Annotated in this window: 18 protein-coding genes; 8 read left to right on the forward strand and 10 right to left on the reverse strand. The window is 62.3% G+C overall.

Annotated elements, in window-relative coordinates:
* Positions 1 to 28: 28 nt before the first annotated feature.
* The 5 genes from HDG37_RS33180 to HDG37_RS33200 form a co-directional block, all read right to left on the reverse strand.
* Positions 29 to 271: a hypothetical protein gene (locus HDG37_RS33180; RefSeq protein WP_184055044.1), complete on the reverse strand. Its 243-nt coding sequence runs from the start codon at positions 269 to 271 to the stop codon at positions 29 to 31.
* Between the two features lie 208 nt (positions 272 to 479).
* On the reverse strand, positions 480 to 887 hold the full coding sequence (locus tag HDG37_RS33185; protein WP_184055046.1) for a DUF2000 domain-containing protein: 408 nt from the start codon (positions 885 to 887) through the stop codon (positions 480 to 482).
* Positions 888 to 931: 44 nt separating this feature from the next.
* The gene (locus tag HDG37_RS33190) at positions 932 to 1,777 is read right to left on the reverse strand and encodes an AraC family transcriptional regulator (RefSeq protein ID WP_184055048.1); all 846 of its coding nucleotides are present in this window, start codon (positions 1,775 to 1,777) and stop codon (positions 932 to 934) included.
* Positions 1,778 to 1,959: 182 nt separating this feature from the next.
* Positions 1,960 to 2,472, reverse strand: a complete 513-nt coding sequence (locus HDG37_RS33195) for a hypothetical protein (RefSeq protein ID WP_409260263.1) — start codon at positions 2,470 to 2,472, stop codon at positions 1,960 to 1,962.
* Between the two features lie 213 nt (positions 2,473 to 2,685).
* On the reverse strand, positions 2,686 to 3,318 hold the full coding sequence (locus HDG37_RS33200; protein WP_184055049.1) for an isochorismatase family cysteine hydrolase: 633 nt from the start codon (positions 3,316 to 3,318) through the stop codon (positions 2,686 to 2,688).
* A 232-nt stretch (positions 3,319 to 3,550) separates the two neighbouring features.
* Between HDG37_RS33200 and HDG37_RS33205 the strand changes: the two genes are divergently transcribed.
* Both HDG37_RS33205 and HDG37_RS33210 read left to right on the forward strand, forming a co-directional pair.
* Complete coding sequence (locus HDG37_RS33205; protein ID WP_184055116.1) at positions 3,551 to 4,546, forward strand: aldo/keto reductase; 996 nt, start codon at positions 3,551 to 3,553, stop codon at positions 4,544 to 4,546.
* Positions 4,500 to 5,030, forward strand: a complete 531-nt coding sequence (locus HDG37_RS33210; RefSeq protein ID WP_260335195.1) for a hypothetical protein — start codon at positions 4,500 to 4,502, stop codon at positions 5,028 to 5,030. The genes HDG37_RS33205 and HDG37_RS33210 overlap by 47 nt, the downstream gene beginning before the upstream one ends.
* Before the next feature lie 10 nt (positions 5,031 to 5,040).
* Here the strand turns inward: HDG37_RS33210 and HDG37_RS33215 are convergent, their stop codons facing one another.
* The gene (locus tag HDG37_RS33215; protein WP_184055051.1) at positions 5,041 to 6,681 is read right to left on the reverse strand and encodes an MFS transporter; all 1,641 of its coding nucleotides are present in this window, start codon (positions 6,679 to 6,681) and stop codon (positions 5,041 to 5,043) included.
* A 202-nt stretch (positions 6,682 to 6,883) separates the two neighbouring features.
* On the opposite strand from HDG37_RS33215, the gene HDG37_RS33220 reads away from it, so the two are divergent.
* A complete protein-coding gene (locus tag HDG37_RS33220; protein WP_184055053.1) occupies positions 6,884 to 8,125 on the forward strand; it encodes a cystathionine gamma-synthase family protein in 1,242 nt (413 codons plus the stop codon).
* Positions 8,126 to 8,229: 104 nt separating this feature from the next.
* On the opposite strand, the gene HDG37_RS33225 is transcribed toward HDG37_RS33220, so the two are convergent.
* Positions 8,230 to 8,598 carry an NUDIX hydrolase gene (locus HDG37_RS33225; RefSeq protein WP_090807757.1) on the reverse strand — a complete coding sequence of 123 codons (369 nt, stop codon included), beginning with the start codon at positions 8,596 to 8,598 and terminating at the stop codon, positions 8,230 to 8,232.
* Positions 8,599 to 8,839: 241 nt separating this feature from the next.
* Between HDG37_RS33225 and HDG37_RS33230 the strand changes: the two genes are divergently transcribed.
* Complete coding sequence (locus tag HDG37_RS33230) at positions 8,840 to 9,751, forward strand: CHAD domain-containing protein (protein ID WP_184055056.1); 912 nt, start codon at positions 8,840 to 8,842, stop codon at positions 9,749 to 9,751.
* A 603-nt stretch (positions 9,752 to 10,354) separates the two neighbouring features.
* Positions 10,355 to 14,140: an autotransporter outer membrane beta-barrel domain-containing protein gene (locus HDG37_RS33235; RefSeq protein ID WP_184055058.1), complete on the forward strand. Its 3,786-nt coding sequence runs from the start codon at positions 10,355 to 10,357 to the stop codon at positions 14,138 to 14,140.
* A 284-nt stretch (positions 14,141 to 14,424) separates the two neighbouring features.
* On the opposite strand, the gene HDG37_RS33240 is transcribed toward HDG37_RS33235, so the two are convergent.
* Complete coding sequence (locus HDG37_RS33240) at positions 14,425 to 14,676, reverse strand: DUF1488 domain-containing protein (RefSeq protein ID WP_018425166.1); 252 nt, start codon at positions 14,674 to 14,676, stop codon at positions 14,425 to 14,427.
* 69 nt (positions 14,677 to 14,745) lie between these two features.
* Positions 14,746 to 15,063, reverse strand: a complete 318-nt coding sequence (locus tag HDG37_RS33245) for a hypothetical protein (RefSeq protein ID WP_184055060.1) — start codon at positions 15,061 to 15,063, stop codon at positions 14,746 to 14,748.
* On the opposite strand from HDG37_RS33245, the gene HDG37_RS33250 reads away from it, so the two are divergent.
* Positions 15,055 to 15,300: a hypothetical protein gene (locus HDG37_RS33250; RefSeq protein WP_184055062.1), complete on the forward strand. Its 246-nt coding sequence runs from the start codon at positions 15,055 to 15,057 to the stop codon at positions 15,298 to 15,300. The genes HDG37_RS33245 and HDG37_RS33250 overlap by 9 nt on opposite strands.
* Before the next feature lie 137 nt (positions 15,301 to 15,437).
* On the opposite strand, the gene HDG37_RS33255 is transcribed toward HDG37_RS33250, so the two are convergent.
* Positions 15,438 to 16,043, reverse strand: coding sequence for a TetR/AcrR family transcriptional regulator (locus HDG37_RS33255; protein WP_184055064.1), 606 nt, complete (start codon positions 16,041 to 16,043; stop codon positions 15,438 to 15,440).
* 130 nt (positions 16,044 to 16,173) lie between these two features.
* Here HDG37_RS33255 and HDG37_RS33260 point away from each other — a divergent pair, with 130 nt between their 5' ends.
* Together HDG37_RS33260 and HDG37_RS33265 are read left to right on the forward strand one after the other, a co-directional pair.
* The gene (locus HDG37_RS33260) at positions 16,174 to 17,097 is read left to right on the forward strand and encodes an NAD-dependent epimerase/dehydratase family protein (RefSeq protein ID WP_184055066.1); all 924 of its coding nucleotides are present in this window, start codon (positions 16,174 to 16,176) and stop codon (positions 17,095 to 17,097) included.
* Between the two features lie 2 nt (positions 17,098 to 17,099).
* The gene (locus HDG37_RS33265; RefSeq protein WP_184055068.1) at positions 17,100 to 17,444 is read left to right on the forward strand and encodes a DoxX family protein; all 345 of its coding nucleotides are present in this window, start codon (positions 17,100 to 17,102) and stop codon (positions 17,442 to 17,444) included.
* Positions 17,445 to 17,590: the final 146 nt, after the last annotated feature.

Raw genomic sequence — 17,590 nt, forward strand, 5'->3', positions numbered from 1 at the left:
GACACCGGCGACAAGTCGTGGACGCGTTTCAAACCACAGTTGAGCTGGAAACACCAAAGCCCTTTGCCAGAATGGCTCCAGCGGCTTGCAGTGTAACATCAACAGGTTCAATTCTGACTGAGGTCAAATTCAGGATGAAACGTATATGCAAGGATTTCTTGCGAGCATGTCCGTGCTGTAGAAAGCCGTTTTCGCAAAGAACCATTTGAAACGAGTTGGCGAGCGCGCGGGTGCAATCGCCGACAATTCGTTTCTCGACAACGACTTGCAATCGCATTGCCACGATGGCGGCACGATCCGCTATTGAGGGGGTGCGTTACTTGTGCCTTTCTGAGCTATGCCCTTTGGATATCCCCCGTGCATTCGCCGAATAAGCCTTTTTTGTTTAAACGCAATTCGCGTCCGGCGCGGCAAACGTTTTTCTTTTAGAGTTCGGCGCGAGTACCGTCGACAATCGAGCGGCTCGCGCACTCGTTGACTCATTCGTGCAAGGCCAAACCTTTCACGGCCTTATCGACGGCTTTCTTCGGTCCGTGCAGTGCGAGACCGACGAGATCGAGATTCGCCGCGTCCTCGGCGCGAAAGACTGCGCGATTCGCCGCGTCATGCCCCGTCGAAAACATCGCGTGCACATACGGCACGATTCCGAGCTCGCGCGACAGCGCCTGCCGATGCGCGCCCTGCAGACCGAACCGGTCGGCGGCGAACACCATCATCGGCTGGCCGAGCATGCGGCCGTAGCGGTGCCCGGCGGCATCCTCGTAGGGCTCGCCCAGCGCATCGGGCGTCGCGGCCGCGACACCGGTCGCGAGAAACGCGACCACATTGAGCTTCTGCCAGACCGCGAGATCGCTGCGCACGATCAGCGCCACTTTGGTATCGAACATGACGACTCCTCGTTGAGCCGCTCATGATCGACGATGCCGCGCGATCAGTCTGGAACGTTTGTGCACATCTGCCGGTACGCCGCCGGCGTCATGCGGTACGCCCGACGAAACCAGCGGCCGAGATGGCTCTGATCCGCGAAGCCGACGTCGGCGGCGACCTGCGCGGGCGTGCGGCCGGTCGCGAGCAGGCGCCGCGCGGCGCGCAGGCGCAAGCGCACCAGATACGCGTGCGGCGAGGTGCCGAATGCGCGCTGAAACAGACGCGTCAACCTGAACCGGTCGATGCCGGCAACTTCGGCGAGTTCGTCGAGCCCGAGATTGCCGTCCATGTGTTCGTACAACAGATCGCGCACCCGCGTGATCGCAGGCGACGCGGCGGGGTCGCCGGTCAGCGGCGCATCGCGCAGTTGGGCGCCGAGTTGCAGCAGAAGACGATCGAGAGTCTGGTCGCGCGCGAGCCGGGCCTCGTTGCCGTAAATCGCGGCGAAGGCCTGGCCGATCGCATCGACGAGAGCACGGTCGTCGACCAGCGTATGGCCGAACGCCGCCTCGACGCCGGCCAGTCCCGGCAGATCGAGCCGCCGCGCCGCGCGCTCGACCCAGGCTTGCGGCAGATACAGCATCGCGTAAGTGAAGCCGGCCGCCTCTGGCGCGTGACCGTCGTGCAGCGCGCCGGGCTCGATCAGGATCGCGCGGCCCGGCACGCTCGTGTGCAACGACCGATGACACTGGAAGCGCTGCACGCCCTGCTCGGTATACCCGATCAACATGTCGTCGTGATCGTGCGGATCGTAGGCGTGGCCGCCGAAATGCGCGCGCAGGCTCTCGATGCCGGTTTCGGCATCGCGGCGGGCGATTAGCCAGTTGGCGGGACTGAGTGGAGTGGGCATGGGTTGGAGCTGGCGGACAGCGGGCGATGCGGCCAGCGGATAGTGTACGGCAGCGGGGGAATCGGGCTGGGCCAACGCCCCGTCGGCGAAACGTCCTCACGATGTCAGTGCAACTCACCCCGCTCGTCGCCGACCAGAACGACGATGCCAACGACCGTTCCTGTCGACGAAGGCAACCAGCGTCACGGCTTCTTCGAACGCGGAGGCCGTGCGTTGACGAACGGGTTATAGCCGCGCGAACCCGCCGGCCGATCCTGTTCGGTCGCGCGGCGGCGCTTGCTGGATCGTCCGTCGCCCGACAATTGCGCAAGCAGTTCTTGCGATTCGGACGCCGACTCCGCGTCCGTTTCATCCACGGGCGGCGCGGTTTTTTTGCGTCGCGCGGTTTTTGGCTGCGCTGCTTTCTCGTCCGTATCCGGCGCGACGCCCGCGATGTGTTCGATCACAGTCATGAACGATGCCGATGCCGATCGGACAGGTTGTCCCGGCAGCATCGTCAGCGCGACGATTTCGTGCAGTGAACGACCGTCGACGGAGCGGCCCTGCACCGTGTCATGCCAGTCGACATCCGCTTGCGCGAAGGCGCCGATCACACGTTCGAGCACGGCCGGCGACAGGACGCCGCCGTCGTACAGCCGGATGACGACGCTTTCGAACATCTGGAGCGGGGCGATGCCCGTTGTCTTCGACGCCACGGTTTGTCATCCGGTTGGTTTCTCTTCCAGTATCAGCCAGCAAATCACATGCCGATGTGGCGAGTCACTCATCGTGATCGCCGAATACGGCATGCACCGACGGTTACGCGGTCACGCCGGGCGGCCCGAAAGCGCCGGTGCGATAGCGGGGTTTATTCGTCGCAAAACCAACGGAACGCCGGGGAAAGACGTAATCGAGCTGGCGATATCGGTCTACGCGAGCAGCAGTAACGCATCCGCCAGTGACAGCACCGTTGTGCGTGAATCGAATGCGGTAGAAAACAGATGCTCGTGGACCACCTGGTCCGGGTCGTAACAGCAATCCTTCACCGTATACAGGCGGAAGTCCGCGTCGCTGGCGTACGCGACCGAGGAGAGCACGACTCCGGTCGACGCGATGCCGACCATGATCAGCGAATCGATACCTTGCCCGGAAAGCTTCGCCTCCAGATCGGTGCCGAAGAACACGCTCGCACGATGCGCGATGACGAGCGGTTCGTTGGCCTGCTGGCCCAACTCTGGCGCGATCCGGTCCGCGAGGAAGAGGCCAAGACTTTTGATTCCCTGCCCATTCCTGTTCAACGGGCTGACTTCCGGATAGCCCGGACTGAACCTGAGGTTGGCGAAATAGACGCTGACGCCTTTGGCCCGGGCCGCGTCGCATAAGCTGCGCGTATTGGCGAGCAAGGCGGGCGCGACCGACGGAAAGAGTCCGAGAATGTCGGTCTGGTAGTGCATGACGACAAGCGCGGTTCGCGATGGTGCGATGGCCGGAATCCCTGCACTCGTGCGCGTGACGCCGAGCCCGTCGTTCGCGATGCCGTCAGAACCTGCATTGGTTGTCATTACGCACCTTCTTCCGGGTTCCACGTCCTGTTGTCGGAGCAGCCGCTTCGATGCCGTGGAAATCATACTTCATCGCATCGCGCGGGCGATCATCGATTCCGCCCGGACGCATACCCTACTTCAACGACCCTGTCCGCTTGCTACACTATGTACAAAGGTCGCCGGCGCTCCCGCAAGGGTAATAAACCACCTGCGACGCAACTTCGCAAAAAAACAGAGGATGAGCATCGAAATGACGCTTTCGACGAGAAAATTTGGTCGTACCGGCTGGAATGTGTCGGAAATCGGTTTTGGGGCATGGGCGATCGGCGGCTCGTGGGGCAGTGTTGCGGAAGATGACGCCAAGGCCGCGCTAAATGCCGCGCTCGACAACGGTGTCACGTTCATCGACACGGCCGATGTCTACGGCGACGGTCGCTCCGAACGGATCATCCGCGACGTGCTGCGGCAACGAGGCGGCGAACGTCCGATTGTCGCCACCAAGCTCGGGCGCCGACTCGACCCGCATGTGACCAGCGGCTATCTGAACAAGCGCGAGCTCGAAGCTTTCATCGACCGGAGTCGCTCGAATCTCGGCGTCGACACGCTCGACCTGGTCCAGCTGCATTGCCCGCCGACGGAGGTTTACTACCGTCCCGAGGTGTTCGACGCAATGGACGACTTCGTCGCCGCCGGCAAGATCCGCTACTACGGCGTGTCGGTCGAAAAGGTGGAAGAAGCGCTGAAGGCGATCGAATATCCGAACGTGGTTTCGGTGCAGATCATCTACAACATGTTCCGTCAGCGTCCATCCGATCTGTTCTTCAGGCAAGCGCAAAAGAAAGACGTTGCGGTCATCGCGCGAGTGCCTCTGGCCAGCGGCATGCTCACGGGCAAGATGTCCGCGGATTCGACTTTTGCATCAGACGACCATCGTGCATTCAATCGGCATGGCGAGGCGTTCGACGTCGGCGAAACGTTCTCCGGCGTGCCCTACGACGTCGCGTTGCAAGCGGTCGACGAACTGCGCGGCCTGGTACCCGTGAACGCCTCGATGGCGCAGCTGGCTCTGCGCTGGATCCTGATGGAGGATGCCGTCTCCGTCATCATCCCGGGCAGTAAAAACGCGGCCCAGGCGGCGTCGAACGTCTCGGCCGCGAGCCTCGCGCCGCTGTCCGACGAGGTAATGCAACGGGTCCGGGATGTCTATCAGCACCATATCGCGCCGCACGTCCACCAGCGCTGGTAAAGGCAACGCGGTGGCGGCTTCGCGGTGGGCATTCGACATGCAGGGAGCACCCGGAATAAATTGTGTTTGCACTTCGACTCTGGAGAACCTCATGACAGACATCGCACTTGCACGCAAAGATGCTTGCCTCGCAGTGGTTCATGCGGTACTGACGGACTTGAGCGACGACAGCAATCTGATCGGCGCGGCTCTACGTGTTGCGGACTACCTCGTAGATGATCTCGAAGGCAAGATCACCGAGACCGACGCCATACTGCTTGCTGTCACCGCACTAACCAAGGTCAATCGCGCGATTCGCGAGTGGAACGACGTGGACGGCAACTCGATGGACGCGATGAGAGTCGCGGATTTCGTCATCGATGAACAAATGAACGGGTACGACAGCGCGCCACATCAACCGACTTCGTCGGCGGCAAGAATCGAGGCGCGAGCGGCCGCGGTGATCCGGCCGACGGGGTCCCCGGTGCGGCCTGTTCACCACTGAGTTTCGTTTCTCACTCCGGGCGCGCCACCGCCGGCCGTTTCAGCGGCTGGATGGTGGCCATCGCAAGCCCCGCTCCGGCGAACGCACACGCGGCGCAGACGAGCGCGACGGCCCGCAGCGCGTCGGTCATCGCATCGGCTTGCGCGCGCGCCACGGATGTCTCGCGCGGCGTATGCGAGTCGCCCGCCGCCCCTCCCGCTTGCTCGACCGGCGCCAGCAATTGCCCGCTCTGGCGCGTATCTTGCGGCACATGCAGTTCGTCGAGGCGCGCCGATAGCGCCGCGTGGTGCGACCACACGAATACGATGCCGAGCACCGCAATCGCCAGCAGGCCCGCCACGCGCGCAACGGCGTTATTGATGCCGGACGCCACGCCTGTGCGGTCGCTCGGCACCGCGCCCATCACGGTCGTGGTAAGCGGCGCGACGGTGATCGTCATGCCGAACCCGAGCACGGCGAGCGCGGGGAAGAATTCAGCCCAATAGCTGCCGCGCACGAACGGCAGCGCCAGCAACGTGAACCCGAATCCGGCGACGCCCGGGCCAACGGTCAGCAGCGTGCGCGAACCAAAGCGGCTAGTCAGACCGCCAGTGAAGCGCGATAGCAAACCGATGATGAAAGGCACCGGCAATAGCGCCGCCCCCGCTTCGGTCGCGGTGTAGCCATGCGCGCGGATCAACGTGAACGGCAGGAAAAAGAACGTGCCGCCAAGGCCGAAGTAAAGCAGCAGTGTGACGAGGTTGGCGCCGGCGAAGTCGCGCGAGCGAAACAGGTCGAGCGGCATCATCGGGTTGGGGCTGCGCGCCTCAATGGTCACGAATGCGGCGAGCATCAGCACGCCGGCGCCAATCGCACAGAATACGAGCGGATGCGCGAAGCCACGCGCCGATGCTTCGGTCAGGCCGAACGTCAGCGCGGCGAGGCCCGTGGCCGCGCTCAGTGCACCGGGCCAGTCGAGCTGTCCAGGCGCATCGGCCCCGTGGCTGTTGGGCACCGCCGATATGGCGAGCGCGATCGTCAGCGCCGCGAGTGGGACGTTCAGGAAGAAGATCGCGCGCCACGACCACGCGTCGACGAGCCAGCCGCCCGCCACCGGCCCCACGGCCGAGGTGATCGCGCCGACGCCCGCCCAGGTGCCGATTGCCCGTCCGCGCGCTGCGTCGTCGAACACTGCGCCGATGATCGCGAGACTGCTGGGTACCAGCAGTGACGCGCCGATGCCTTGAACCGCGCGCGCGGCGACCAGCGCAAACGTATTCGGTGCAAACCCGCAAGCGGCCGACGCCAGCGTGAAAAGCGCGACGCCCGCGATGAACACCGTACGCCGGCCGAGCTTGTCGCCCATCGATCCGCCGACCAGCACGAGGGAGCCGAGAAACAGCAGATACGCGTTGACGACCCACTGCATCGCCGCGACGCTCGCGCCGAGTTCGCTCTGAATGGCCGGCAGCGCGACGTTGACGACGGAGCCATCGATGAACGCCATGCTCGAACCACCGATCGTCGCGGCCAGCGCGAGGCGCTTGCGCTGGCACGGGCGGCCGGTCGTGATTGGCTGCGTGCGGATGACGAGCTCGTCGCACGGGCTCGCCTGCGCGGCGATGATGTGCGCCGTCCTCGGCTTGCTACCAGGATGATCAGGGTCGGCCACGTACGCTCCCGTGCTGGTCGATGAAGACTTAGAGCCTGTTCGTGCCAGCGAGGCTAGTCAACCCCGCAGCGCGACATCGCGGAGCGGGTTTTGCCCATTCGGGGTGTCGCGCGCCGCCGGACGGGACACCAAGGACTTCGCCGGCGAGCGGTTACAGGTGATAATCGGTTGGAAGCAATCGATCTAAAAAAGCGGAGAAGGAATGGACAAGCAAGGTTTCACCACTGGCATCGTTCACGGCGACAGAATTGCGGGCACCGAGCACGGTGCCTTGCGTCAGCCAGTTCACACGTCCGTGCAATATGGTTTCGAGCGCGTCGAGGACCTGATCGGCGTGTTCCAGGGCACGAAGAAAGGCGGCTTCAATTACGCCCGGCAGGGCACGCCCACCACCGCCGCGCTCGAGCGCAAGATCACCAGCCTCGAAGAAGGCGTCGGCACGGTCTGCTTCAGCACAGGCATGGCCGGCATCACCGCGACGTTCCTGACGCTGCTGCGCGCGGGCGATCATCTCGTGTCGAGCCGTTACGTGTTCGGCAACACCAACAGTCTGTTCGGCACGTTGCGGGGGCTCGGCGTCGAAATCACGACCGTCGACGCGTGCAACGTCGACGACGTGAAGAACGCAATCCGGCCGAATACGCGCATGGTGTTCGTCGAAACCATCGCGAATCCGGGCACGCAGATTCCCGACCTGCAAGGTATCGGTGACGTGTGCCGTGAGCGCGGCATCGTGTACTTCGTCGATAACACGATTACCTCGCCCGCATTGTTCAAGCCAAAGGCGGTCGGCGCGAGCCTCGTCATCAACTCGCTGACGAAGACTATCGCGGGTCATGGCGCGGCCCTCGGCGGCGCGGTGACGGATACCGGTCTGTTCGACTGGAGCGCGTATCCGAACATCGCCGACGACTATCGGCGTTCGGCGGCGAAGGATCAGGGACTGCTGCAGATCCGCAAGAAAGGCCTGCGAGACATGGGGGCGGCATTGTCGTCCGAGCAGGCGCACTCGATCGCGATGGGCGCGGAAACGCTCGCCTTGCGCGTGAAGCAAAGCAGCGACAATGCGCTCGCGCTCGCGCAGTTTCTCGAAGGGCACGAAGCGATCGGCAACGTGTTCTATCCTGGCCTGAAGAGCCATCCGCAATACGAGATCGCACAGACGCTGTTCAAGGGCGCGTCATGGCTGTTGTCGTTCGAATTACTCAACGTGGATCGCATGGTCGAAGTCGTCAACGCGCTCAAGCTGCCGGTCAAGGCGACCGGTCTCGGCGACACGCGCACCCTGATCATTCCCGTCGCGCCGACGATCTTTTTCGAAGCCGGGCCGGAAACGCGCAAGGCGATGGGCATTTCCGACGGCATGCTGCGGCTGTCCGCGGGCATCGAGGATATCGACGACCTGATTGCGGATTTCGCACAGGCGCTCAAGTTCGCGGCGTAGTTTTTCGGGCTTTCGAAATTCTGAGCGAGGCTGGTGCGCCGGCCTCGCTTGTTTAGTTCCTGGCAGTGCAATCCGGACACCGGGGTATCAGTTGAAGGTCTGGGCTACTTCCTGCGCCGCTGATACATGAGCTTCACGATATCGGTCGTCGGCCCGCTGGTCATGAGGCGACGGATCTCGTCCATGTGAACCCAGCGACACCTGGATATTTCGTTACTCGGGCGAGCTTTGGCCCGATTCGGGATTTCGCAGGAAAACACGTGATGGTGCTTCTGCTTGCCACGGAAGTCGAAGAGATGCTTGGCCGACTTGCCGGATAGTTGAGTTTCTTCCTTGAGTTCCCGAAGTGCGGCGTCCGTGCGATGTTCTCCACGCTTGAGGATCCCGCCCGGTAAAGCCCACTTTGCTTGACTACGTGCGACCAGAAGGATTCGCTTACCTCTGCGACAGATCACGGTGGCGCGTTTCTTCAAACCGGACTCCCACTTGTGCCCCAGATGCTCTCAAGACGCGCACCACACGGCGGCGTATCGGGCGTTGCCAGACATAGTTGAGCATCCTAATACAGAAAGCAGAAGCCGGTAATGTTTCGAAGCGAGGACAGCGGACGCGCGGCAGCTTAAAGCATGTCATCAACGCGTCACAATCTCGGCGCTCGAAGGTCGCCATGGTAAGGTCTCGGCAAATGAGTTTTCTATCCGACTCGAGGCTGCAATGGATATGGATGGTGACTGGTCCTTGCCACGGCCAAACACTCTCTTCAAAGTCAACCGCCGGACGGCCGGTTCATCACTTTCAAAAACGAGTTCCATCGCCAGTACCTTCTCGTCGCTGGCGGCGCCAGTGGTGGCCGAAGCCGTGCAAAGGGCAAGAGAGCTATCCACGCAGAGCGATGCAGAAGGGTTTCATCAGCTTCGCGTCGCTTTCAGAAAGCTTCGGGCTTTGTACTGGGCGTACTCTCCATACCTCGGGGAGGAATCGACCGCGCAAGCCACCGAAGAATTCAAGCGTCTTGCGGCCGTGGCAGGCCGAACCCGTGACTGGGACATAGCAGGCGATCTGCTGAGAGCCGCCAAGGAGTCCGGCGCCTCGATCGAACTGCTGGTGGCCGCGGCGCGCGAGAAGCGCGCGCAGGCGGTGGTGCATAGCCGGACGATGATCAAAAGCGACGATGTCGAGGCGTTTCTGAACGATGTCCTGCTTCGCGCGCAAACCACACTGCTGTCGCGTTGCGACAATCTACCCATTCAGGCGTTCGCCGAGAAGCGTGTCCGTCTAGCGCGGCGTGCACTTCAAAAGCGAAGCAGACGCGCTGCACGCAGCGAGGACACCCACGAGGAGGATCTTCACGACGTTCGAAAGGCAGGCAAAAAACTGAGGTACCTGCTGGAGTTTTTTCAACCCGTTATCAAAGGCGGACACGCTCGCACCGTCAAGGAATTGACATCCGTGCAGAACAGGCTGGGGCAGTTCAACGACATTGCCGCAAGCGAGGCGCTGATTCGCAGCGCATCATTCAATGAGGTTCCGCCCGAGGTCGTGCGCGAATCGCTGCAATGGTTGGGAAAGCAGAAGTCCCAACGGATGCGGGAGGCATCGCGGCGGGTCCGAGGCATCTCTAACTGAGGCGGGCGCGATCTGACTGTGTGGATGCCGAAGTATCACCGGCTTGTCGCGCAGTTGATAAACGGCTGCGCTCGGCCGCGAGGAGCCGCTCACCGGAAGCATCGCCGGGACAGTCAAACGTCAGTGGCAATCTGGAAAGCGGAGATCCAATCGGGACACGACGATATGCTCAGGCGCTTTTCTCGGGTGGCGAGCCGTTGGTAACTCGCATGACAGGACCGCAATCGAAGCCTTCCAGGTTAATTCTTGACAAATCAATCTCCCTACCTACCCTTAGCAGAACTTGGCAACAACTCAATCGCGTGCGCACAACCAGTAAGGCAACGACTGTTCGGGGAGATGCTTTCCAAAGTCAACGTCGATGGGTCGGTCTCCCGAAGTCAAGCTCGCGTGACTTGGCAAACTTCCACCGGCAGGTAACGGAGGGTCGTCGTGGCGGCAAGAACGATTCATCGCGCATCGTTAAGCACGTTGGCCGGCGGCGCGCGCGGTCGATTGACGATTCCGCTGACGACGCGCCATCAGCCACTCAACTCTTTTTGCATCCTCCATGCCATATGGCTCATGGGCCTGGCACCCGTGCCGGCATTGGCGCAGCAGACGGTGACTGAACGACCCAATCTCTCCGGGAGCGAAACGATCGACACCCCCGCCAACAACGTCCTGTTTGTTGGCACCGATAACACGAGCACCAGCTTCTCCGGCACGATCAACAATGCTGGCGTTGCGAGCGATCCAACGTCGCAACAAGGCCAGTTTGTCAAAACGGGCGGCGGAACACTGACGATCGACGGCGCAAGGATCCGGGGGGGCTCCGCATTCGTGATTGGCGGTGGACTGGCGGCGACGAGCAGCGACGCCGCCATCGACTATCTTTCGCTGGGCCTGGGCAATGCCCCAACTCTTCCCGGATCGACGTCGTCTGGCACGTTGAACGTGAGCGGCGGCACGCTCACGTTCAACTCCGCGCTCCAGGTCGGCGACTTCGGCGGCACGGGCACGGTGACGCAGACCGCGGGCAACGTCGTCTTCGGTATGCCGGGCACGCCGGTGTCGCTGAACATCGGCAACCAGGGCGGTACGGGCACCTACAACCTGGCGGGCGGAACGGTCACATTCGGCAACAGCACCACCGACTTCATGACGCTCGGCCGCAATACGCAAGGCAACCCGAGCAGCGGCACGCTCAATCTGAGCGGCGGCACCTTCAACGTGGCTAACGGGACGCTGTTCATCGGCTCGAACGTCGCGTCCTCGGGTAGCCAGGGCACCGGTACGATCAACCAGACCGGCGGTACCCTTGCGATCGGCAGCGCGTCGAGACTGTTCCTCGCGGCGGCCGGCAACGGCACGTATAACCTGTCGGGCGGCACACTGCAGATTGGCGGAAGTTCTCTGTTCGGCGACTTCAACAATCTGGGTGGCACCTATGCATTCAATCTCGGTGGAGGAACGATACAGGTGGTGGGTTCGGCGCTGAGCGCAGGCGTCAACGCAACGCTGGTCGGAGGCACGACGTCGACCATCGACACCAACGGCATGGGTGCGACTTGGTCCGGCGTGCTCTCCGGAAGCGGGGCACTGGCCAAGGCCGGCAACGGCGTGCTCACGCTGACCAATGCGAATACCTATACCGGCATGACGACCATCTCTGCCGGCACGCTGGCGCTGACGGGAAGCGGCAGCATCAATTTGACCAGCGGGATGTTAAACAACGGCACCTTCGATATTTCGGGCGTCACAAGCACTCCGATTCCGGGGGTCGCGACGGGTGTCGTGCCGCTGCCGAACCTGTCGGGCAGCGGCACCGTGATCGACGGCACGAACATACTGGTGGTTGGCACCGATAACACGAGCACCAGTTTCGCCGGCACGATCATCAATGCCGGCACGGCGAGCGACGCGCTGCACGGCATCTTCGTCAAGACTGGCGCAGGGACGTTCACGATCAACGGTGCGCGGATTCAGGGCGGCTCGGCTTTTGTAGTGGGCGGTGGACTAGCGGTCTCCAGCGGCAGCGCCGCGATCGACTATCTTTCGCTGGGCCTCGGCAATTCCCTCGCGACGCAGGTCCCCGGATCGACGTCGTCTGGCACGTTGAACGTGAGCGGCGGCACGCTCACGTTCAACTCCGCGCTCCAGGTCGGCGACTTCGGCGGCACGGGCACGGTGACGCAGACCGCGGGCAACGTCGTCTTCGGTATGCCGGGCACGCCGGTGTCGCTGAACATCGGCAACCAGGGCGGTACGGGCACCTACAACCTGGCGGGCGGAACGGTCACATTCGGCAACAGCACCACCGACTTCATGACGCTCGGCCGCAATACGCAAGGCAACCCGAGCAGCGGCACGCTCAACCTGAGCGGCGGCACCTTCAACGTGGCTAACGGGACGCTGTTCATCGGCTCGAACGTCACGTCCTCGGGTAGCCAGGGCACCGGTACGATCAACCAGACCGGCGGTACCCTTGCGATCGGCAGCGCGTCGAGACTGTTCCTCGCGGCGGCCGGCAACGGCACGTATAACCTGTCGGGCGGCACACTGCAGATTGGCGGAAGTTCGCTGTTCGGCGACTTCAACAATCTGGGTGGCACCTATGCATTCAATCTCGGTGGAGGAACGATACAGGTGGTGGGTTCGGCGCTGAGCGCAGGCGTCAACGCAACGCTGGTCGGAGGCACGACGTCGACCATCGACACCAACGGCATGGGTGCGACTTGGTCCGGCGTGCTCTCCGGAAGCGGGGCACTGGCCAAGGCCGGCAACGGCGTGCTCACGTTATCCGGCCAGAACACCTTTACTGGTCCGACGAACGTTCGCAATGGCGTGCTCAATCTGACCGGCTCGTTGCAGTCGCCGGTCAATGTGGAGGCGAACGGAACCCTGGGCGGTACAGGAACGGACTTGAACACCGTCACCAATGCCGGAACGGTTGAGCCGGGCTTCGGGCTCCCGGCAGGGCAATTCGGTGCGATGACTGTCAAAAATTTCGTGGGTGCCGGCGGCACGCTCGCGCTGCGCACGTTCCTCGGTCTGGATGGCTCGCCGTCGGACAGACTCATCATCAACGGCGGCAGCGCCGATCCTTCAGCCGTACGTATCACGAACGCAGGCGGCTCCGGTGGATTGACGACGGGGAACGGCATTCTCGTCGTCGAGACAACCAACGGCGGCACCACGGCGTCGGACGCCTTTGCGCTCGTCGGCGAGGCGCGCGGTGGCGCCGAAGACTATCGTTTGTTTCGCGGTGGCGTCAACAGCAGCAATCCCGAGGACTGGTTTCTGCGCTCGTCGTTCGTCGTGCCGCCCCCGCCGGAGGGAGGCGAAGAGGAACCGGGAACTGGACCTGGCACCGAGCCCCCACCTGATCCGCTGCCGCCAGGCGTCTACCCGATCATCGGGCCGGAACTGGCCACCTATGGCGTAGTTCAACCGGTCGCCCGGCAGATGGGTGTCGAGATGCTCGGGACGCTCCATGAGCGCATCGGCGACACGCTCACGACGGAGAGCGGCGGCGCGGGCGGCTCGGGCTGGGCAAGCTCCGCCTGGGGACGCGTGTTCGGCGGCCAGATCGACAACCGCTACGAGGCTTACGCCGATCCGCGCGTGAGCGGCGGAGTCGGAGGCGTGCAGACCGGTCTCGACGTATGGCGTGGAAGCGTCTGGCCCGGTCATCGCGACGCTGCGGGCGTCTACTTTGCATACGGCTACGGCAGTGCAGATGTCGATGGCCTGGTCACCAACGCAGCGGCAACCGGATACACGCTGGAGCACACCGGCTCAATGCATCTGAATGCATATACAGGCGGAGGCTACTGGACTCACTACGGCCCCAGTGGCTGGTATGTCGATGCGGTTGTGCAGGGTACGCACTACGACGGCTCCGCGACCACTCAGTTTGCGAATCTGCCGGTCCGCGGTACGGGCTTCGCGACATCACTCGAGGGGGGCTATCCGATCCCGCTGCCGCTCGGCCCGGGTTTCGAGCTGGAGCCGCAGGCGCAGATCATCTGGCAGCACGTGTCGTTCTCCGACGCGAACGATGGTCTGGGTGACGTCTCCCTCGGCTCCACTTCGGGCGCGAGTGGCCGCCTCGGCGTGCGCGGGAAGTGGACCATCGAAGGCAGCCAGGGAGCGGTGTGGCAGCCGTATGTGCGTGCCAACCTGTGGCGGGATTTCAATGCCCAGGCCACCACCACCTTCGCCAATGACCGGGTGCCGCTGAATGTGCAGGCCACGCGACTGGAGCTCGCCGGCGGTGTCACCGCCAGGCTCAAGGAGCGGCTGAACCTTTACGGACAGTTCGGCTACCAGTTCGCCGTGAGTGGAGACAGCAATGTCCGCCGTAGTGGCGTCGCGGGCGATCTCGGCGTGCGCTACCAATGGTAGGGCCTCTAAAGTGCAAGGTGTCCTGCATCCCGACCTTCCAGGTCGTGGATGCACAAACGCAGGCAGGCAAAGGAGACTTATAACTGCCTTGCCGGTCCTGATATCAAGAGTCGACTTCGGTCGAGAAGCCGTCAGCGATCGCCCCGGCGACTGGCCCGAGTGCATCAAAAACAGCCTCAGGATGCGGAAGCCGTCGACCGACAGCAGCAGATCGAGCCCGTATGAAAACGCGTTGATCGCCTGAACTGGATCAACTCATTCAGCATGGGTGACCGGATGAAGCTTTAGTGCAGCGTGTAGAGAGTCTGCGGCCCCTCGGCATAGAGGGTCATGGCGACCTTCAGGATCTCATTGCGATTCCGGTCGAAGGAGGCCAGCACCTCGGCTTCGTCAGTACCGAGGGCGGAGTCGAAATGCTTCAGTACGCGGTCTTCCACAAAGAAGGTAATCTCGCGTGCTTTGTCGTATCCCCAGAACCAAACGCCATGCCTGATCCCATCATAGCTGCGGCTGGGGTTGGAAAAACTGAGTGCCATGTGTCGTCCTTCGTTCTACGCCTCAGATGGACCGGGTTGCACGCTCACTACCTGCGCGACGCGCTCCTGCTAATGCGGATCGCCTTTCATGCTTTCGGCTTCCATCGCGGCATGCAATTCCTCATACGCCTCGATTGGTTCCATGTCCTGATCGACGAACGCGGCTGCGCGCTCAGCGGCGCTCGACGCGTCGCTCGGGATATCGCTCTCGCTGTCGTCTTCGGTACTTGGCGGCAGCAGCATGTCCTCAAGCATCCCGCGCAGCTCGGGAGTATTCCATGGCTTGCCCAGCTTGGCCTTCCTGTTCAGGTAATGACGAATTTCCGAGTCTTGCTCGGCCGTGAGCGGAAGCCCACGAAAAGTGGGGTCCGAGTGGTGATGGATCATGATGCGCCTCCCGAAGCGGTTTGCGCCTTCAATGTGGAGATATCAATTTACTGCGGTGAACCTTACAAGTTGCATGTGATCGCTGTGCCGCGTGTCCGCGGCCAACCGATTTATGTCTTCTTCTTGGCGACACCTTCGTTCGCAACCCGCGATCGAACCGTGCTGAACGGCTTTGCCGGCACTGACGGCTTCGCGGGTTGCTTGGGCTTTTTCGCTTCGCGAGTGCTGCGTAATTGACTCTTGGCCATGGTGTTGCTCCTGATGCGTTGCGTGACAAGGTGGTATTCCCAGCATACGCGCTTAGTTTGGTCGCGGCGTCAAAATGAACTGATGTGGAGTGTCGCTACGCGGAAAACTGACAGGGTTGGCCCATTTTAGCGAAGTGCAGCCGCCACGGCCTCGTCAATCTGCAGCGCAAAGCGCGCTTCAACATCGGGCACCGTGTAGCCAATTGACAGTTCCAGATACGCGTCGCCTAGCACCAACTGAACGAATGTCGCTGCCCGCAATACAGCAGTCGATTCGTCAAATCGCTTTCGCAGAATTTTTGCCGCGAAGGCACGCACGACCTTTGCGCCATTTTCGTAAAACACCTGGCCGAGTTCCGGAAGACGCTCGGCCTCAGCGACGATGGCCCGGTAAAGCCGCAGGTAATCCGGCACGATAAGGCTTCGTGCCAGCAACCACCCCAACTCGTGCAACTCGACTTCGGGTGATCCATCGGATTGCTCGTCCTGAGCCCCGGCAAGAAGTCCACCCACCTGAGCGCACATCGAGCTCACCAGACCAACGAAGAGCGCCTCCTTCGACTTGAAGTGGCGGTAGACCGTCTGTTTGCCGACGCCAGCGGCCGCGGCGACATCGTCCATTGTTGCCAGGCCGAAACCTTGGCTTAAAAAAACGGTTCTCGCGCCTTCGAGGATGGCGGACCGCTTACGGCGTTGCAGCGGGCTCAGGTCGGGGTGAAAGGGTGTGTTCATCCCAGATAAATAACAGATCGCCGAGTAGTTGACAAGACTGGTCAGTCTCGTTTAGATTTGTCAAAACGAGACCGGTAAGTCTCGTTCTTGTGACTTATCAACTTCGCAGGCAATCATCAAGGAGAACGCTATGGAACTGTTCATGACAGGTGGTACTGGCTACATCGGGCAAGCGGTCGCGCGCAAGGCAATCACCCGCGGCCATCAGGTGACGGCGCTGGTGCGCCAGGACAGGTCGGCTGCTGCCAGCGCGCTGGCAGATCTCGGCGTGAAACTGCATTCCGGCGACCTGCGTGAGCCACAGTCTTTCGCTGCGACCGCCGGGGCCGCTGAGGGCGTAGTGCACATGGCGTCGACCAATGATGCTTCCGCCGGTGCCGTTGATGAGGCTGCGGCTGTAGCGATGCTTTCGCATTTGCAGCCGGGCGCGGCGTTTGTCTATACGTCGGGCACCTGGGTCTACGGCAATACGGAGGGGGAGCCCGCGACTGAAGCTTCGGCGCTGAACCCGACACCACTCATCGCCTGGCGGCCCGCAGTGGAGCAACATGTGCGGGCGCTAGCGGCGAGCCGCTCGATTGCCGCAGTGATTCTCAGGCCGGCGATGGTGCACGGCTACGGCGGTGGCGTCTTCGGCATGCTTGCCGGGATGGTCCGTCAGACCGGCAGTGTGAGGGTCGTCGGCGATGGTCGCGATCACTGGCCTGCCGTTCACGTCGACGATCTCGCCACGGCTTACCTGAGCGCGGTGGAACAGGCGGCAAGCGGGGACGGTCGGGTCACTGGACAGATCTTCAACGTGGTCGCGGAAGATGCCGTTGCCGTTGCCGAAATGGGCGAAGCGATTCGAGCCTCGGTCGGCGCCGATCGCGTCGAACTCTGGTCGCTCGACGATGCTCGCAAATCGCTTGGACTGTTCGCTGACGCACTGGCGCTCGACCAGACAGTAAGCGGCCAGCATGCCCGCCGAGTTCTTGCGTGGGAGCCCCATGGCCCCGGCCTGATTGCGGACCTCTCTGCACAAGAACACTTTCAGCAAATCAACGGAGCATGACGATGGTGTGGAACAGTGCGTCTTTAGAATCGATCCTCGCGACGAGCGTAGCGGTTCTGTTCGCGGTTGCTGGGGTGGTCAATCTCGTAAGACCCGGCGCGGTGAAGCGCGACTTCGCACGCTGGGGTTATCCGGCATGGTTTCAGTGGCTCTGTGGCGCTCTCGAGTTGTTGAGTGCGGCACTTCTTGCTGGACGACAAACCAGAGTCTTAGGCCTAGCGCTGGCCGGTGCGATCATGATCGGTGCGCTCTTCACGTTGCTACGAAATCGGGAACCGTTCCGGCATCTCGCCCCGGCGCTGATCTTCTCGGCTCTCATTGTGGTTACTGCGGCGGTCCGCGGTTGAGGCTTCCTTGCCACCAGGCGAGTGAGCCCGGGACGCTAACAGGCCGTGCGGGCAATCCGTGCTGCAGGTACTTGAAATACGCACACGGATAGCTGCACTGGAGCAACTCCAGTTTGATCACGTGCGTCATGCGTCCGCTTTTTGTA

This window comes from Paraburkholderia sp. MM5384-R2 (genome assembly GCF_014201025.1).
In the GTDB taxonomy this organism is placed as follows: Bacteria; Pseudomonadota; Gammaproteobacteria; order Burkholderiales; family Burkholderiaceae; genus Paraburkholderia; species Paraburkholderia tuberum.

What these genes read in the sequence shown, in the direction of transcription:
- HDG37_RS33185 (WP_184055046.1), bottom strand. Translation starts at nt 887, where the DNA reads ATGTTCGATACCAAAGTGGCGCTGATCGTGCGCAGCGATCTCGCGGTC.
- HDG37_RS33190 (WP_184055048.1), bottom strand. Translation starts at nt 1,777, where the DNA reads ATGCCCACTCCACTCAGTCCCGCCAACTGGCTAATCGCCCGCCGCGAT.
- HDG37_RS33200 (WP_184055049.1), bottom strand. Translation starts at nt 3,318, where the DNA reads ATGACAACCAATGCAGGTTCTGACGGCATCGCGAACGACGGGCTCGGC.
- HDG37_RS33205 (WP_184055116.1), top strand. Translation starts at nt 3,551, where the DNA reads ATGACGCTTTCGACGAGAAAATTTGGTCGTACCGGCTGGAATGTGTCG.
- HDG37_RS33210 (WP_260335195.1), top strand. Translation starts at nt 4,500, where the DNA reads ATGTCTATCAGCACCATATCGCGCCGCACGTCCACCAGCGCTGGTAAA.
- HDG37_RS33220 (WP_184055053.1), top strand. Translation starts at nt 6,884, where the DNA reads ATGGACAAGCAAGGTTTCACCACTGGCATCGTTCACGGCGACAGAATT.
- HDG37_RS33230 (WP_184055056.1), top strand. Translation starts at nt 8,840, where the DNA reads ATGGATATGGATGGTGACTGGTCCTTGCCACGGCCAAACACTCTCTTC.
- HDG37_RS33240 (WP_018425166.1), bottom strand. Translation starts at nt 14,676, where the DNA reads ATGGCACTCAGTTTTTCCAACCCCAGCCGCAGCTATGATGGGATCAGG.
- HDG37_RS33250 (WP_184055062.1), top strand. Translation starts at nt 15,055, where the DNA reads ATGGATCATGATGCGCCTCCCGAAGCGGTTTGCGCCTTCAATGTGGAG.
- HDG37_RS33245 (WP_184055060.1), bottom strand. Translation starts at nt 15,063, where the DNA reads ATGATCCATCACCACTCGGACCCCACTTTTCGTGGGCTTCCGCTCACG.
- HDG37_RS33255 (WP_184055064.1), bottom strand. Translation starts at nt 16,043, where the DNA reads ATGAACACACCCTTTCACCCCGACCTGAGCCCGCTGCAACGCCGTAAG.
- HDG37_RS33260 (WP_184055066.1), top strand. Translation starts at nt 16,174, where the DNA reads ATGGAACTGTTCATGACAGGTGGTACTGGCTACATCGGGCAAGCGGTC.
- HDG37_RS33265 (WP_184055068.1), top strand. Translation starts at nt 17,100, where the DNA reads ATGGTGTGGAACAGTGCGTCTTTAGAATCGATCCTCGCGACGAGCGTA.